Origin of the sequence: Pseudomonas sp. 2995-1 (assembly GCF_002742505.1) — a bacterium.
GTDB lineage: Bacteria > Pseudomonadota > Gammaproteobacteria > Pseudomonadales > Pseudomonadaceae > Aquipseudomonas > Aquipseudomonas sivasensis.
This window is the reverse complement of the sequence record NZ_LJSA01000458.1, coordinates 86,958-102,188: the sequence shown is the minus strand read 5'-3', so window position 1 is coordinate 102,188 and position 15,231 is coordinate 86,958. Positions and strand designations below refer to the sequence as shown.

Annotated in this window: 12 protein-coding genes; 5 read left to right on the top strand and 7 right to left on the bottom strand. The window is 61.4% G+C overall.

Going from position 1 to position 15,231, the window contains the following annotated elements; genetic code table 11:
* Positions 1 to 130: 130 nt before the first annotated feature.
* Complete coding sequence (locus AOA61_RS24345) at positions 131 to 1,126, bottom strand: FecR family protein (protein WP_099602901.1); 996 nt, start codon at positions 1,124 to 1,126, stop codon at positions 131 to 133.
* A gap of 141 nt (positions 1,127 to 1,267) precedes the next feature.
* On the opposite strand from AOA61_RS24345, the gene AOA61_RS24340 reads away from it, so the two are divergent.
* Positions 1,268 to 1,537 (top strand): PepSY domain-containing protein, encoded by a 270-nt coding sequence (locus AOA61_RS24340; RefSeq protein WP_016979404.1) that lies wholly within the window; start codon positions 1,268 to 1,270, stop codon positions 1,535 to 1,537.
* Between the two features lie 21 nt (positions 1,538 to 1,558).
* Here the strand turns inward: AOA61_RS24340 and AOA61_RS24335 are convergent, their stop codons facing one another.
* Positions 1,559 to 6,724 carry a DUF6543 domain-containing protein gene (locus tag AOA61_RS24335; protein ID WP_099602900.1) on the bottom strand — a complete coding sequence of 1,722 codons (5,166 nt, stop codon included), beginning with the start codon at positions 6,722 to 6,724 and terminating at the stop codon, positions 1,559 to 1,561.
* Positions 6,725 to 6,904: 180 nt separating this feature from the next.
* Between AOA61_RS24335 and AOA61_RS24330 the strand changes: the two genes are divergently transcribed.
* Positions 6,905 to 7,942 (top strand): Ldh family oxidoreductase, encoded by a 1,038-nt coding sequence (locus AOA61_RS24330; protein WP_095185901.1) that lies wholly within the window; start codon positions 6,905 to 6,907, stop codon positions 7,940 to 7,942.
* A 151-nt stretch (positions 7,943 to 8,093) separates the two neighbouring features.
* Here AOA61_RS24330 and AOA61_RS24325 read toward each other — a convergent pair whose 3' ends face one another.
* The gene (locus AOA61_RS24325) at positions 8,094 to 8,414 is read right to left on the bottom strand and encodes a YqjD family protein (protein WP_032887039.1); all 321 of its coding nucleotides are present in this window, start codon (positions 8,412 to 8,414) and stop codon (positions 8,094 to 8,096) included.
* A 163-nt stretch (positions 8,415 to 8,577) separates the two neighbouring features.
* Here AOA61_RS24325 and AOA61_RS24320 point away from each other — a divergent pair, with 163 nt between their 5' ends.
* On the top strand, positions 8,578 to 8,832 hold the full coding sequence (locus AOA61_RS24320) for a hypothetical protein (RefSeq protein ID WP_003190904.1): 255 nt from the start codon (positions 8,578 to 8,580) through the stop codon (positions 8,830 to 8,832).
* Here the strand turns inward: AOA61_RS24320 and AOA61_RS24315 are convergent.
* Positions 8,804 to 9,724: a LysR family transcriptional regulator gene (locus tag AOA61_RS24315; protein ID WP_099602899.1), complete on the bottom strand. Its 921-nt coding sequence runs from the start codon at positions 9,722 to 9,724 to the stop codon at positions 8,804 to 8,806. The two genes, AOA61_RS24320 and AOA61_RS24315, sit on opposite strands and share 29 nt — an antisense overlap.
* 91 nt (positions 9,725 to 9,815) lie before the next feature.
* Between AOA61_RS24315 and AOA61_RS24310 the strand changes: the two genes are divergently transcribed.
* Complete coding sequence (locus AOA61_RS24310; protein ID WP_032887037.1) at positions 9,816 to 10,742, top strand: carbon-nitrogen hydrolase family protein; 927 nt, start codon at positions 9,816 to 9,818, stop codon at positions 10,740 to 10,742.
* Positions 10,743 to 10,860: 118 nt separating this feature from the next.
* Here the strand turns inward: AOA61_RS24310 and AOA61_RS24305 are convergent, their stop codons facing one another.
* Genes AOA61_RS24305 through AOA61_RS24295 form a run of 3 tightly spaced genes read right to left on the bottom strand, consistent with a single transcriptional unit; the run spans position 10,861 to position 13,326 of the window.
* The gene (locus AOA61_RS24305; protein WP_032887035.1) at positions 10,861 to 11,406 is read right to left on the bottom strand and encodes a GNAT family N-acetyltransferase; all 546 of its coding nucleotides are present in this window, start codon (positions 11,404 to 11,406) and stop codon (positions 10,861 to 10,863) included.
* An 18-nt stretch (positions 11,407 to 11,424) separates the two neighbouring features.
* A complete protein-coding gene (locus AOA61_RS24300; RefSeq protein ID WP_032887033.1) occupies positions 11,425 to 11,886 on the bottom strand; it encodes an LEA type 2 family protein in 462 nt (153 codons plus the stop codon).
* Positions 11,887 to 11,898: 12 nt separating this feature from the next.
* Positions 11,899 to 13,326, bottom strand: coding sequence for a nucleobase:cation symporter-2 family protein (locus AOA61_RS24295; protein ID WP_099602898.1), 1,428 nt, complete (start codon positions 13,324 to 13,326; stop codon positions 11,899 to 11,901).
* Positions 13,327 to 13,558: 232 nt separating this feature from the next.
* Between AOA61_RS24295 and AOA61_RS24290 the strand changes: the two genes are divergently transcribed.
* Positions 13,559 to 15,184, top strand: a complete 1,626-nt coding sequence (locus AOA61_RS24290) for a methyl-accepting chemotaxis protein (RefSeq protein WP_032887031.1) — start codon at positions 13,559 to 13,561, stop codon at positions 15,182 to 15,184.
* Positions 15,185 to 15,231 lie beyond the last annotated feature (47 nt).

Sequence of the window (15,231 nt, the reverse complement as noted above, 5' to 3'; positions counted from 1 at the left end):
TGTTGTATCACCGCTGTAACACCGCCCATAACAAATCGATGAATCCGCACAGTACGGGCGCTTCAGAGGCGCCGTGTGTTTCAAAAATGGACACTGCGGGCGCAAAGAGGCCCGGTGATGTGGATCAGGCTCAGCCTTTGGGGGATTGACGCGGAATGGAGTTGAGCACGGGGTTGCCATCCTGGTTCTGGGTCAGGTAGACCGGCAGCACCTTGGGCAGGGAGGGGATGAGGTTGTTGACTTCATTGATGTTGTAGATCCCGCCAATGCGAATCGCCCCGGTGCTGGCATCTGCGAGCATCACCGGTTTGTTCAGGTAGCGGTTGATCAGCGGCAACGCGTCGACCAGGGCCAGGTTGTCGAGGATCAGCTTGCCCTGGCGCCAGGCCAGCGCGCTGTCGTTGGGGCTGATCGTGGCGACACGCGGTGTGGCGTCGCCCAGTTGATAGCTGGCCTGCATCCCGGGGGTAAGCGGCACGCTGCCGTGGATCCGATCGCTGGAAATCTGGACTGCGCCTTCAAGCAGCATGACCCGCACCTGATCGCCGTATTTCCACACATTGAATTGCGTGCCCGTCACCTGCACCTGGCCTTCGCCGGCACGCACGACGAACGGATGCTCACGGTCGTGGCTGACTTTGAAAAACGCTTCGCCCTTTTTCAGCGTGACCCGACGTTGGTCCTTGTAGTTGCTGTAGACCAGTTCAGTGCCGAGGTTCAGCTCCACTTGAGTGCCATCCCCCAACGTCACCTGGCGCAAACCATCGGCGGCTTCAAAGCGCTCGTAGGCGTTGGGCAGCCAGCCCGCTTCCCAAGCGGTAAAGGCCGCCACCGGTAAGGCTGCCAGGCATATGGCTGCCGCGGCGGCGTAGGTACGTAGCCGACTGCGCGGTTTGAACGGCACCACCAAGGCGGTGGGTTCGTGGCGGGGCAGATGGTCGGCGACGTCCCAGATTTCCAGCATCGCGGCGTATTCGAAGGCGTGCAGCGGGTCGCAATCGTGCCATTGGGCAAAAGCCTGACGTTCACCGGGGGTGCAATCACTTGCATGCATACGCATGCACCAATGCGCAGCGGCGTCGGTGATGGCGTCATATTCGGCTTCTGAAAGGGACTTTTCGCTCATTAACTCATCCTGATTTCCCACATTCTAACCCCCAGGGTGCATCGCGAGAACATCCATCATGGCGATTGCACATCAATTGGAACTTATTCTCGTTTGGAGGCACCTAAAAAATTCAGGACATTCCTACAATGGAGAACGAAAATGCTGAAGAAAACCTTAGTCGCCCTGTGTGCAACCACCGCGCTGCTCAGCGCCGGCGCCGCGCTGGCCGATAAACCGGGTGCGGGCTGGATCACCATCGAGAAGGCCATCGAGGTGGCCAAGACCAAGGCAGGCTATGTCGAGGTCTACGCCGCTGAAGCCGACGACAACGGTTATTGGGAAGTCAAAGGGCGCAAGTCCGACGGCACCGTTTATGAAGCACGTATCGACGGCGCTTCGGGCAATATCCTGCGCGACCAGAAAGACTGATCTACCCCGCCGGGAGCCTGCTCAGGCTCCCGCATCCAGACTGCGCCCCAGCTCGCTGATCATGCAGGTCACCGAGTCGGCGTTGGCCAGAATCGTGTCGATACGCTTGTCGCTGTTGCTCATAAACACCGATCGCGCCTCCTCCAGTGTGCGGGCGCCGGTGGTGCTCAGGACTTTATCGCGCAACGGCGCGGTCAAGCGGCGGCTGCCGAAATCCTCCCATTGCTGGGAAAACGCATCCCAGGTTCTGAACAGCATGCTGGCAGGTGTGGAGATCGACAGTGCGTTATCCCGCAGGTTATCCAGGTCGGTTTTCATCAGCGTGGCGCCGTTGATGGCAACGTTGATGAGGTCCGGGAAGGGCCGCATGCTGTCCAAGTAAGCCAGGTCTTCGGTCAGGGATTTGATGTGGGTGATCTCGTGTATCAGCACCGTGGCGCGCGCATGGGCGCAGATGTTGAACGGCGTGGTCAGGCGGTTCTGATAGATGTCCATGGGCGGGTCGAAGAAGCGGTCCAGCAGGTAGATCTTATGGTCGGCATCGTCGGGCACGACGAAAGCAAAGGAATCGTGGGGGCTGTACCGATGGGTGCCGCTGACAAACCGCATCGAGTCGGGCCCGATCAGGGTGTGATTGATCAGCTCATCAAGCACCTCGTCAATGCGCCGCTCGACCCTTCGCACTTGTTCGGGCGCCAGCGAGACAACGCCGAAAAATTCACTGAAAAAACGCCCCAGGCGGCTGCTCGGTTCACGAAGCGTGGCGAAGTGCAGCAAGTTGCGCTTGCAGGTCACCGCATAGTAAGTCGCCACATTCAGCGCTTCATCAATGCATTGGGCCTTCCAACTGGATAGCGCGGCGATCTCGCGCATGCCCACGGCTTCAATGTTGATGGCGTCCCGTTCGGCCAGGCGTGTGCTCATTTTGCCGGCATAGCGGCTTATGGTTTTGCCGTAGCGTGGGTGATGGCGGTCAAGGTCCAGCGTCCACTGGCCGTGGGCGTTGCGCTGTACATAGGGGCCCAGCCGCTCGCCCTTGCTCAGGCGCCAACGTTCGCCGGCGCGTTTTACCGGATAGACTTTTCCCGCCAGCGGCACGAAATTGCGCGAGGTGGTGTCATCCCGGTACACCTGGTTGGCTGAGCTGAATGACAAGTCGCCGAGGGCGTCATCGTGGTGTTCAAAACTGCGCAACTGTGTGCGTTCGGGCGCGGTTATTGCCAACTCGTCCAGGTTGGCGGCTGCGGGGGCAGGCGCTTGCAGCCACCGCTCCACTGAGGGCTGCTCTGCAGGTGGCGGCGTCTGCTGCCGGGGCCTGTCCAGCGCTTTGCGCAACGAGGCCAATTCAGCCACGCCGAGGGCGAAGGTTTTCAGTGCGTGCCTCCAGCGGTGCGCCTGCAGGTTTTCAGCGGAGTCTTTGAACAGTTGATAGCTGCGCCACACCACCAGCGGATAGGCTAGTTTGCCGGCCAGGAACTGGAGGCCGTTGGGGATTTCCTGAGTGAGCAGGCAAGTGATCGCATCCCAATGGGTTTTGCCCGACGGGGCAAACTGCGCGCCTAGCATCTGCAGCAGCATCTGCACGTTGTCCTCAAACAGTTGCTTGAGCAGGTTGCCGCCCATGGGCGTTGCGCCGAGAGTGATTTCTGCCAGTCCGACGTGCCAGCCCTTGTCCAGCAGGTTGCGATAGGTGGCGCGCTGCGCGCCCTCCAGTTGCCCCACGATCCAGTCCTGCAGTGCGCCGGGGTTAGTGAACTCACTGAGCAGTGCCGCTTCGCTGGCGAATTCCTTCAGCAAATACTGGGGGCTGAAGGGCGCGTACAGCACCAGCGGCCCGGACGCGCCGGCCTGCGGACCTATCAGGTAGCAACCCAGCGCCCTGGCGCTTGCTGCGCCTTCGGTGGCGATCAACTCCAAGTGGCGGACGGTGGCCGAGCTGCCACTCACGCTGGCACGCGCCACTGCATCGGGCATGTCAAACACTTGCTGGATGAGGCTCCAGGCGTTGGCAGACAGTCGCTCATTGAGCATCTGCTCATGGGCGTATTGCAGGAGTTGCCAGGGTAACTGCCGGCAAAACAGGGTTCGCCGCGCGCGCGCGTCTTCGCTTGGTTGCTTGAGGTGGGTGATAAGCCGTTGCTGGTAGATGCCTTTCAAGTCCAGTTGGCGCACCAGTTGCACGACGGCATCGCCGTCCAGCGCAGCCGGTAACGGCGTGGCGGTGCGCGAGCTTGGCCGGATGCGCTCGGCATGCAGGTCCGGCAAGTGCCGCAGGGCGAAATCGGTGAGGGTCTGCGTGTGGCCGTCCAGGTCAATACGGCAGGGAATCAGGATGTTATCGGGGTTGAGCGCTTGTTGGGCAAAGCGAGCATCGAGCAGGCTCGTCAACGTGTTAACGACCTGCTCGCGCAGGGGCGTAATGCTGTGCAGATAGTCACGCTCCTGCGGCGCGCTGAGGCGGTACTGCTCAAGCAGTTCGGCGTGCAGTATCTGTTCATCCGGCGACGCCATGCCCAGCCAGACCGGCAGTGACTGCTGGTGGATCATCGCGTGCGCCATGGCAATCGCCCTGGGCAGGTTGGACGGTGGCGCGCTGCGGATCAAAGCGTCCATACAATCCTGGAAGCGCTGCACGCCGGGTTTCATTGCCAGCAGATGGTCAATCTCGTCGCGCAGCCAGGCGCTGTAGGAGCGTTGGCGGTTATCCAGCAGATGATCGTCAATGCGTTGCAGCGGGCCCAAGCGGTAGGTCTGGTGGGGCATGCGCCTGGATACCGGCAGGTTTTCGAGCAAGGGCCAGCAGACCAGCGGATCTTGCAAGCGTTGCCCCAGCACCTCACCCAGCGCCTGGATGGATGCAAACGCCTCAAACCCAGAGCGCGGGGTCCACAGCAGGGCCGCGCCGGAGTGATCGGGGTCCAGGCCTCCGCGTTCGGTCAGTACAAAACAGTTGGCCAGGGGCTGGGGCAGGGCGGCTGCGTCACTGCAGAGACTCAGGGCGTATGCGTCCGGCAGGAAGCCGTTGAGCCCGTGACGGCTGGCGCGGCTGCGCAGGCTGTCGGCGTTGAGCACGCAGTCGAGCAGCGCCAGTTGCTGCGGCGACAAACTTTTGTATAACCGGCTCATCTCGGCCTCGCCGCTCAACCCCTGCAACAGGCCGTGGCTTAGATGGGCCTGGTTGTTGTCCAGCAGCAGGTGCGGCAGTTCGCGCAGCTCGTGCTGGGCGAAGGTGCTCATCACCTGCTCGATGATGGCATTGAAGCTATCGACGCTCAGGTTGTGCAGTTGCCGGGCGACGCCTTCACTGCGAAGGCCGTAGAACCAGGTCAGGGCCGAGGGCGTAAGTGCTTCGGCCTGACCGGTCACCCGCGCGATAAAGTGCGCGACCATGCTCGAAGACGCCACGGGCAAGCGCTCCTCACGTTCCTGGGCCGGGGTGGCATAGGTATTGATGCAGACATCGTCGGCGTCGAGCGCCAGCTGTCTTTTCGCCAGCTCCAGGTCCAACGCATGGGCCGCCAGCACACCCAAGGTCGGATGTTTGCTGCGCCCCATAGCCATGGCGGTTTCAACGGCCTGCAGGCGCTGCAGATGACGTTTGGCGGTTTCCGCCAGTACGGTGCTGGGGTGCCCATTGCCGCTGGACACGGGGTGAACCGACCAGCGCCCGCCGGCGTCCTGCGCCAGCAGGCGGCTATCGAGCAGGGTGCGCACGTCCAGCGCATGGTCGAGCAGCGCGGCGAGGTCGATGTCGCTGGCGCTGCGGCGGTACACGCCGAGTGCATGCTCAAGGTTGTCGAACTGCTTGGCGACGATGTCTTCGAGCATGTCCTGGAAGACATCGCCCTGCATCGGTTGCCCGCTGACCTGAACGTGATCCATACCGATATACACGCTGCGTTCATCCAGCGAGAGAAAGTTGAGCAGCTCATCCTGATGGCCGGCGGCCTTGAGCATCGCCAGCAGCGTGTCGTTGAGGTCGTTCAGATCCTTGAGCACTTGCAGACCGCGGGACTGGGTGTAGAGGTAGGTGTGGGCCTTGCTGATCATCAACGTGCTGGCGAGGTCGACGTAATGTTGATAGGGCGCGTGAATACGCACCTTTTCTATGCGCAAATCATCCGCGGGCGCTGTGCTCGCGGCCGAGTCCAGCAGGAACGCGGCGCGCAGTTGCTGGCTCTCTGGGGTGGAGACAATCGCGTTCTGGCGTTTGAGCAACAGATCGGCGCGAAATTTTTCGCGCATCACCCGCGCACAAAACGTCAGGCGCGACTGGCCCGCGCTGACGTCTTCGTTCCAGTAGGTCTGTAGCAGGCTTTTCAGTAACGAGGAAAGAATGCCGCTGGTTTGTTCGATCACACTGTCCCAGCGCTGCTGGTCGAGGGCGCGTTGGTCCGCGGTCAAGGCGCTGCTGTCGTAGCCGATATTGACGAACGAATGAGTTTGATCTAGGGGCCAGGCTTGTTTGGCATAAAACTGCAGCAGTGCATCGCGCAACGGTAGTGAGGCCAGCCAGCGGCGGTCTTTTTGCTGCGAGGCGCGGCTGAAAAAATTCACCCGCGTGTCGGCCTGTTTCAACTTAGGAAAGAAGGAACGGGCCATGATGCCGAGCAGGCTATCAAGCATCCCGTGCAGGCTCGGCAGCTTGCGCAGCTCATTGAGTAGGGCAGCTACGTTCTGCTGCTGGCTGGCCATAATGGCGTCCTCCTGATCCTGCATCACCGCGCCCTGGATGATGGCGGTGGTGATTGTTACCGGCGCGTCTACCGGCAGCGCGTCACGTTCAGCGATGGATATAAAGCACAGCAGGTCGTCTCGCTGCGTTGGTAACTGCAAGCGCTCGTGCACCGCAGCAAGCAGCACGGCGCGGCTGTCGAACAGCTCCAGCCCGCCGTAGGGGGTATAGAGCACGGCTTTATTGTCGTCCGGTGTCGGACTCATCAGGAACGCGCCAGTCAGGGTCAGCGCGGGTTTGCCAGGACGGTTGATCAGCAGTCGCTCCACCTGCATGGGGTGCGTGTGCAGGGCCGCATCCTGGCGGGCTGCATCCGTGGCGTAGTAAAGCGTATGCAACCACTCCAGATCCTTGACGGTAAATCCCAACGCCCGCTCCCGTGGTGTTGGCTGTTTACGCCCGGCAGGCAGCAGGAATTCGTCGAAAAAGTACGGCGGGGAAAGCGTCGCCATGGTGCTCGCTCCATCAAACTGGCAGTTACGAGGCTCCACGGTAGGCGCTTGCGCCAGGGGCGGGGCGGTAGATAACTGCTTCGGCGGCAAGCGGACGTTGACAGCAAGCACAGGAGGCGTTGTTTAATCGACGGGTCTGGATTGTTGTTGTCTCTTCCAATTATAAAATCGGAGCTACAGATGTCTGCCCAGTCCCCGATCATCGACAGTGCTACAGCATTCATGGGTTTCAACGAGCTGAAGGCGTTGCTGCAGGCGATCTTCGTCAAGCACGGTACCTCGCCCGACGTCGCGGCGATCCTTGCGCACAACTGCGCCAGCGCCGAGCGCGATGGCGCTCACAGCCACGGCATCTTCCGCATTCCTGGTTACCTCAGCACCCTGGCCAGCGGCTGGGTCAACGGCCAGGCGGTGCCGGTGGTCACCGACGTTGCGTCCGGCTTCGTGCGGGTCGACGCCGGCAACGGGTTCGCTCAGCCGGCCCTGGCGGCAGCGCGTGGCTTGCTGGTGGACAAGGCCCGCAGCGCCGGTATTGCGTTGCTGGCGATTCACAACTCCCATCACTTTGCGGCGCTGTGGCCCGACGTCGAACCCTTCGCCGAAGAAGGCCTGGTGGCGCTGAGCGTAGTCAACAGCATGACCTGCGTGGTGCCCCATGGCGCCGACCGCCCGTTGTTCGGCACCAACCCCATCGCCTTCGCCGCACCGCGTGCCGATGGCGCGCCCATTGTCTTCGACCTGGCCACCAGCGCCATTGCCCATGGCGACGTGCAAATAGCCGCGCGCAAGGGCGAGCGATTGCCGCCGGGCATGGGCGTCGACAGCCTCGGCCAACCCACCACTGACCCTAAAGCCGTGCTCGAAGGCGGCGCGTTGCTGCCGTTTGGCGGGCACAAGGGGTCGGCGTTGTCGATGATGGTCGAGCTGTTGGCGGCGGCGTTGACTGGAGGCAACTTCTCCTTTGAGTTTGATTGGGCTGATCACCCAGGCGCCCGCACGCCGTGGACTGGGCAGTTGTTGATCGTGATCGACCCAAGCAAAACCGCTGGGCAAAGCTTTGCCGAGCGCAGCCAGGAACTGGTGCGGCAGATGCATGCGGCAGGGTTGCGCAGGTTGCCGGGGGATCGACGTCATCGCACGCGGGCGAAGTCGTTGGAGGTGGGGATTGAGCTGGAGGCTGAGGATCTGGCGCGATTACAGGCGCTGGTGACTGACTGAGAAGGGTTTGGCGCAGCTTGAGTGTAAGCGCTGGTTTGTCAGCGATAGCCGTTTGCCGGGGGGCATTAGATCAAGATCACAGACAGATCAAGAGCCAGGGCAACGGCGCAATAGCATCAGCGGTGTGGTTGCTATTGCGCCGCTTGCTTGATCAGTTACGACGACCCAGCAACAAACCCACTACCAGGCCAAAACCTGCGGAAATGGCCACGGTTTGCCACGGGTGGCCACCGATGTAGGTTTCGGTGGCATCCACCACCGGCTTGCTACGCTCGCGCACGTTGGACACTGAGTCCAGGGCTTGCTTGAGTTTGATCGCGACCTGCTCACGCAGGGTTTCGCCTTCTTCGCCTACCAGGGCGGCGCTGCTTTTGAGCAGTTTGTCCGACTCTTCGATCAGCGCGGTGAGTTCGCTGAAGGCTTGATCCTTGATCTGGTCTTCGACAGCTTGGGCAGCAGTTTTGCGGGCCATTGTGTGACTCCTTGCGAGTGAATGTGGCAGTGAACAATGGAGTATCGCGCGATGGCAAAAGTTGCAGTTTTTTTGCTTGAGCGCAGTTCCAGCCAAAATCCGAATCAGGAAATTTCGACCTACAGTGTAAGATGTCGCCTATTTGTGCAGCAGGTAATTCAACATGAGCTTCAATCTCGCCAACAAGACCCTCGCCGAACGTGCCGAGCTGGAAGATGAAAAATCCCGCCTCTATGACCTGTGGCAAACCAATCTGGGCAAGGCCAAGGGCGAAGCGGCGCGGTTGTTCGGTGAGCGTGCCAAGCGCAAGGGCAAGTGGGCCGAGTGGGTCCGCGCAGAGCTTGATGGCATGTCACCGCCAGAGTTTTCCAATATGGTGCGCAGCGAAGTCAATAAGCTGATGGCAGCGGCGAAGTAAAGCTGGCGGCAATCGCCTCACGTACTTTGAGCAACATAGGGTCCAACTGGGCCTGTGTCCGCCAGCCGAGTTCCACGGGGTAGCGCGGCAGCGCCAGCGGGCAGGGCAGTACGCGCAGGCCTGTCATCTCGGCGATCGCCTGTGCCGCATGCCCCGGAATGGTCGCAACCGCTTGGCTGCCCTTGAGCAAAAACGGCAGTGCGGCAAAGTGGCTGGTCGACGCACACACTTGCCGGCTCAGCCGCAGCGCTGCGAGCCCCTCATCGGTAATTCCGATAAAACCGCCTGACGACACCAGCACATGCTCTCGGCTGACGAACTCTTCCAGGCCGATGCTGTTCTGGTCCGGCGCAAGACTGCCGGGGTCCACCAGGCAACGGTAGTCTCCTTCCGCCAATACCTGTCGACTCAAACGGTTCTGCGCAAACCCGCCGGCGGTAATTGCCAGATCGAGCGTGCGGTCGAGCAGGGCGCCTGCCACGATCTGGCTGTGGGTCTGGCGAAAGATCACGCGCAGTTTCGGCAAACGTTGAGCGATCTCCTGCATTAAGCGGCGACCGTAGGCGATCTCGAAATCATCGGACAACCCCACTACCACTGAACGCCCTTGGTAATGCGGGTTATCCGGGTTGACCATCGCCAGGCTCTGTCGGCAACGGTCCAGCGCCTCGCTGATCACCGGCTTTAACTGATTGGCCCGCAACGTCGGCGCCAGGCCTCGGCCGGTGCGCACGAACAGCGGGTCGCCGTACACCTCGCGCAAGCGTCGCAAGCCCGCACTGATGGCCGATTGTGTGACGCCCAGGCGCAATGCCGCGCGGCTGGCGCTGGATTCGTCGTGCAGCGCTTCGAAGGTCTTCAGCAGGTTCAGATCGACCTGGGCGATATTCATTTGGCTCATATCATTCAGTGCTGAGGTGGGCTTTATTCATGATCACGGCTGGCCGGAGAATGGGCAACCCCCCTAATTCGGAGTGATCGTAATGCCTGTTTCTACTGTGGCAGCTTTGCAACTGGGTTCGTTGCCGGACGGCAAGGCGGCAACCCTTGAACAAATCCTGGGCTACGAGGACGAGATCAAACGCAGCGGCGCGCAATTGGTGGTCATGCCCGAGGCGCTGCTGGGCGGCTATCCCAAAGGCGAAGGCTTCGGCACACAACTGGGCTACCGCCTGCCCGAGGGGCGCGAGGCGTTTGCCCGTTACTTTGCCAACGCTATTGATGTGCCAGGCGCTGAAACCGAGGCGCTGGCCGGCTTGTCGGCGCGCACCGGCGCCAGCTTGGTCCTGGGTGTGATCGAGCGCAGTGGCAGCACGCTGTATTGCACCGTGCTGTATTTCGAACCCTCGGGTGGTCTGGTGGCCAAGCATCGCAAGCTGATGCCCACCGGCACCGAACGGCTGATCTGGGGCAAGGGCGATGGCTCCACCTTGCCAGTGATCGACTCCGCAGTAGGGCGTCTCGGTGGCGCGGTGTGCTGGGAAAACATGATGCCGCTGCTACGCACGGCGATGTACGCCAAGGGCGTCGAGGTCTGGTGCGCGCCAACAGTGGATGAGCGCGAAATGTGGCAGGTGAGCATGCGCCATGTGGCCCATGAAGGGCGCTGTTTTGTGGTGAGCGCGTGCCAGGTGCAAGCTTCGCCCGAGGCATTGGGGCTGGAGATTGCCAACTGGCCAGCAGGCCGTCCGTTGATTGCTGGCGGCAGTGTGATTGTCGGCCCTATGGGTGACATCCTCGCGGGGCCGTTGCTGGGTGGGGCTGGGCTGTTGACGGCGCAGATCAACACCGATGACTTGGTGAAGGCGCGGTATGACTATGACGTGGTGGGGCACTACGCTCGCCCGGATGTGTTTGAGCTGACGGTGGATGAGCGGGCCAAGCCGGGCGTGCGCTTTGTTACAGACTGAACCGGGTCTAAATGTGGGAACGGGCGTGCTCGCGAAGACGCTGTGTCAATGGGTGCAGGTGTGACTGACCCACTGCCATCGGGGCAGCCCCCTCCCACAGTTGATTTCAGCGTTTGGGTTATTGGGATTCCAACCACTCCTCGCGGGTCATCTCCCAGATATCCCGTGGGAAGGTGCCTTCGACAAACTGCCCCTCATCGGTCCTGATCAAGCGCATCCCCGTACGCTCGGAAATTCGCCGCGACCCCAGGTTGGGCGCTGCCTTGGGGACACGCATCACGGGGCGTTGCAGTACGCCGAACCAATAGTCGGTCACCGCCGCGCTGGCTTCGGTCATCAATCCCTGGCCTTGCCATGCGGGCGCCAGCCAGAAGCCACGGTTGTTATCCACTTCATCCATCAGGCTGACGTTGCCGATCAGTTGTTCAGGCGCGGTTTTGAGGCGGATTGACCAATGCCATTCCTCGCCCCGTGCCATGGCCGGCAAGGCCACGTTTTGCAGATAGGCGAGGGCGCCGTCGGCCGGGTAGGGCCAGGGCACGAGGGCGTTGAGGTAACGCACCACGTCCCAGTGGGGAAAGTGCTGTTGGACGGCGTCCGCATCGTCCAGCGTCAGCGGGCGTAGAATCAGGCGTTCGGTGTAAAGGGTGGGCAACGCATCCATGTTGCAGAAACTCCAGGTTTACCAAGTGGCAGTATTGGGTAGGTCCAGGGTGCCGCGATCCACAAACCGCATCGTGCCAAACAGCCCACCCGCGAGTTTGCCGCGCAGCACATACGGCAGATTGTTCAAGCTTTGGGTCTGGCTCAGGCCCAGGGTCTGGCGCAACACCGAGAACGCAGAAACGCTGACGGGGACCCTCAGAACGGCCTCGGAAAAGCGTGGGATGCTTCCGGCCTGATCACTGACACCCGACGCCAACGGCCGGCCATTGACCTCCAGGTCCAGGGCCACGCCGTTGTAGTCGATCGCCGTTTCATTGGGGTTTTGCACCCGCAGTTTCACGACGAAGCGCACTTCCAGTTCCTGGCTTTGCAGTGGCTCGATGCCCACCACATTGATGTTGACCGGGTCGCGGTTGGGGAACAGCGCGCAGGCGCTCAAGGTCAGCAGCAACAGTGATAGAACCATGAGCTTGCGCATACAAAAGTGCTCCTATTTCGTGACGTCCGGGTCCTGCATCACTTTGAGGGTGGAGGACTCCGGATCAAATTCATCTTCTTGCAGTTCTATGAACTCTTCCGGCAGGAAAATGTTCAGCAGGATCGCACAGAACGCGCCCACGGTAATCGGCGACTCGAAGATGTTGTGCAGGGCTTTGGGCAGGTCACGCAGTACTTCCGGCACGGCGGCGACGCCCAGGCCCATGCCCAGGGAGATCGCCACGATCAGCACATTGCGCCGGTGCAGCCCGGCTTCGGCGAGGATCTTGATGCCAGCCACGGCCACCGTGCCGAACATGATCAGGGTTGCGCCGCCCAGCACCGGCTTGGGCATCAGTTGCAGCACCGCGCCGATCATCGGGAACAGCCCCAGCAGTACCAGTAAACCCGCGATGAAGTACGCCACGTAGCGACTGGCCACGCCGGTCAGCTGGATCACGCCGTTGTTCTGCGCAAAGGTCACCATCGGCAGGCTGTTGAACGTGGCCGCCATCGCCGAGTTGAGGCCGTCGGCCAGCAAGCCGGACTTGATGCGCTTGATATACAGCGGACCCTTGACCGGCTGTTGGGAAATCATTGAGTTGGCTGTCAGATCACCCGCCGCTTCCAGCGGCGAAATCAGGAAGATCACTGCCACTGGGATAAACGCCACCCAGTCGAAAGAGAAGCCGTACTTGAACGGCACCGGCACGCTGATCAAGGGCACGTGGGGCAAGGCGGCCAGGTCGACGCGGCCCATCCACCAGGCGACCACAAAGCCCAATGTCAGGCCGATTACGATCGAGCCCAGGCGCAGGAACGGGTTGTTGAAGCGGTTGAGCACCACGATGGTCACGAGCACCAGCGCCGCCAGGCCCATATTGCTCGCGGCACCCAGGTCGCTGGCGCCGAAGCCGCCGGCCATGTCGGTGACCGCCACCTTGATCAGCGATAAGCCCATTAAGGTAATGATGGTGCCGGTGACCACCGGGGTGATCAGCTTGCGCAGTTTGCCGATGAATTGGCTCAGGACCACTTCGATAAACGCCGCGAAAAAGCAGATGCCAAAGATGGTCGAAAGGATTTCATCGGTGCCGCCGCCCCGGGCCTTGACCATGAAACCCGCGCTGAGGATCACGCTGATAAACGAAAAACTGGTGCCTTGCAGGCACAGCAGCCCCGAACCGATCGGGCCGAACTTGCGTGCCTGCACAAAAGTGCCGAGCCCCGACACAAACAGCGCCATGCTCACTAGGTACGGCACTTCGCTTTCCAGGCCGAGCACACCGCCGACGATCAGGGTTGGGGTGATGATGCCGACGAAACTCGCCAGCACATGCTGCAACGCGGCAAAGATCGCTGCGGTGAAGTGTGGGCGGTCTTCCAGGCCGTAGATCAGGTCGGATTTATAGCGCGGGCGGGGGGCTTGAGCGTCAGACAAGTTGAGGGCTCGGGTCAGAAAATGGAGGCGCAGGATGCCAGAAACCGCTAGTCGTCAGAAGTGTAAAAAAATATTTATGAACCCCCTGCATAAAATGCTGCAGCCGGCCGATACCGTTTATAGGCCCACCCCTCAATAACAACAGTGGGCCAAGGTCTGAGCGGTGCGTTGACACCGGCGGATCGTTTCGCGGCAGGGACGCGCGCAAACACTACTCCTGAGAGTCTCGCCTATGTCCCTCCGTCACCTGAATATCGCCCCTCGTGCTTCTCTGGGTTTCGCGTTCATCGCGCTGTTAGTAGTTGTTCTTGGAGTGTTTGCGGTCAACCGCATGACCCTGATTCGCGAGGCGTCAGTGGCCATGAGTGCCAACCTGCTGCCCAGCGTGACGTACCTGGGCACGATTACGGAAAACGTGCTGCGCCTGCGCATCCTGTCCTTTCGCGTGCTGGTCAACCGTGAACCGGCCGCTTTGCAGGAAGCAGAAACCCGCATCGGTGTGTTGGCCGACAAGGTCAAGACCGCCCAGGCCGGTTACGCCACGCTGCCCGCCGGGCCGGAAGAGGCGGCTTTGTACAAGACATTTGGTACGACCCTGGACAACTACCTCAAGGCCCAGGCCGACATGCTGACCCTGTCCAGGCAAGGCAAGGTCGATGAAATGCGTGCGCTGATCAATACCCGTATCAAGGACGGCACCGATCAGATGGGCGAACAGCTGAACAAGTTGATTGCCATCAACGCCGCTGACGCCAAGACCGCCGACGCTGAAGCTGGGCGAGGGTACGACAGTGCCATCACCGGCGTGATTATGGTCTCGGTCGCCGCCGCGTTGCTCACCGTATTACTGGCCTGGTTGCTGACCCGCAGCATCGTCACGCCGTTGCGCAAAGCCGTGACCGTGGCCGAAACCATCGCCGCCGGCAACCTCAGCAGCACCATCGCAGACGACGGCAACGACGAACCGGCTCGCTTGATCGGCGCCCTGGCCGCGATGCAAGCGAACCTGCGCCAGACCATCCAGCACATCGCCGGTTCGGCCACCCAACTGGCGTCTGCCGCGGAGGAACTCAGCGCGGTCACCGAAGAAGCCTCCAAAGGCTTGCAGCAACAGAACAATGAAATCGATCAGGCGGCCACCGCGGTTAACGAGATGACCGCCGCAGTCGAAGAGGTGGCGCGTAATGCGGTGTCCACCTCTGAGGCGTCCAGCCAGTCGAACCAGGCTGCACGGGAAGGGCGCGACCGGGTGGTGGAAACCGTCGGCGCGATCCAGACCATGACCCAGGACGTGCAGAACACCGCCGCGATGATCGAAGGCCTGGCCACTCAGGGCCGCGATATCGGCAAGGTGCTTGATGTGATCCGCGCGATCGCTGAGCAGACCAACCTGCTGGCGCTCAACGCTGCCATTGAAGCGGCCCGCGCCGGTGAAGCCGGGCGTGGCTTTGCGGTGGTGGCGGACGAAGTGCGGGCCCTGGCTCACCGCACCGCGCAGTCGACACAGGAAATCGAAAAAATGGTCGCCGGCATCCAGAACGGCACCGGTGAAGCGGTGCAATCGATGCAGCAGAGCAATCAACGTACCCAGAGCACCCTGGAAATGGCCCGCGCCGCCGGGGTGGCGCTGGAGCAGATTACCCAGTCGATCAGCCTGATCAACGAGCGCAACCTGGTGATCGCCAGCGCCTCGGAGGAACAGGCTCAGGTGTCCCGCGAGGTGGACCGCAACCTGGTGAATATCCGCGACCTGGCCACCCAGTCGGCGGCGGGAGCCAACCAGACCAGCGCTGCCAGCCATGAACTGTCACGCCTGGCGGTGGATTTGAACGGGATGGTGGCCAAGTTCGTGATCTGACCCACTGTGCAACGCAATCAAATGTGGAAGGGGGCTTGCCCCCGATG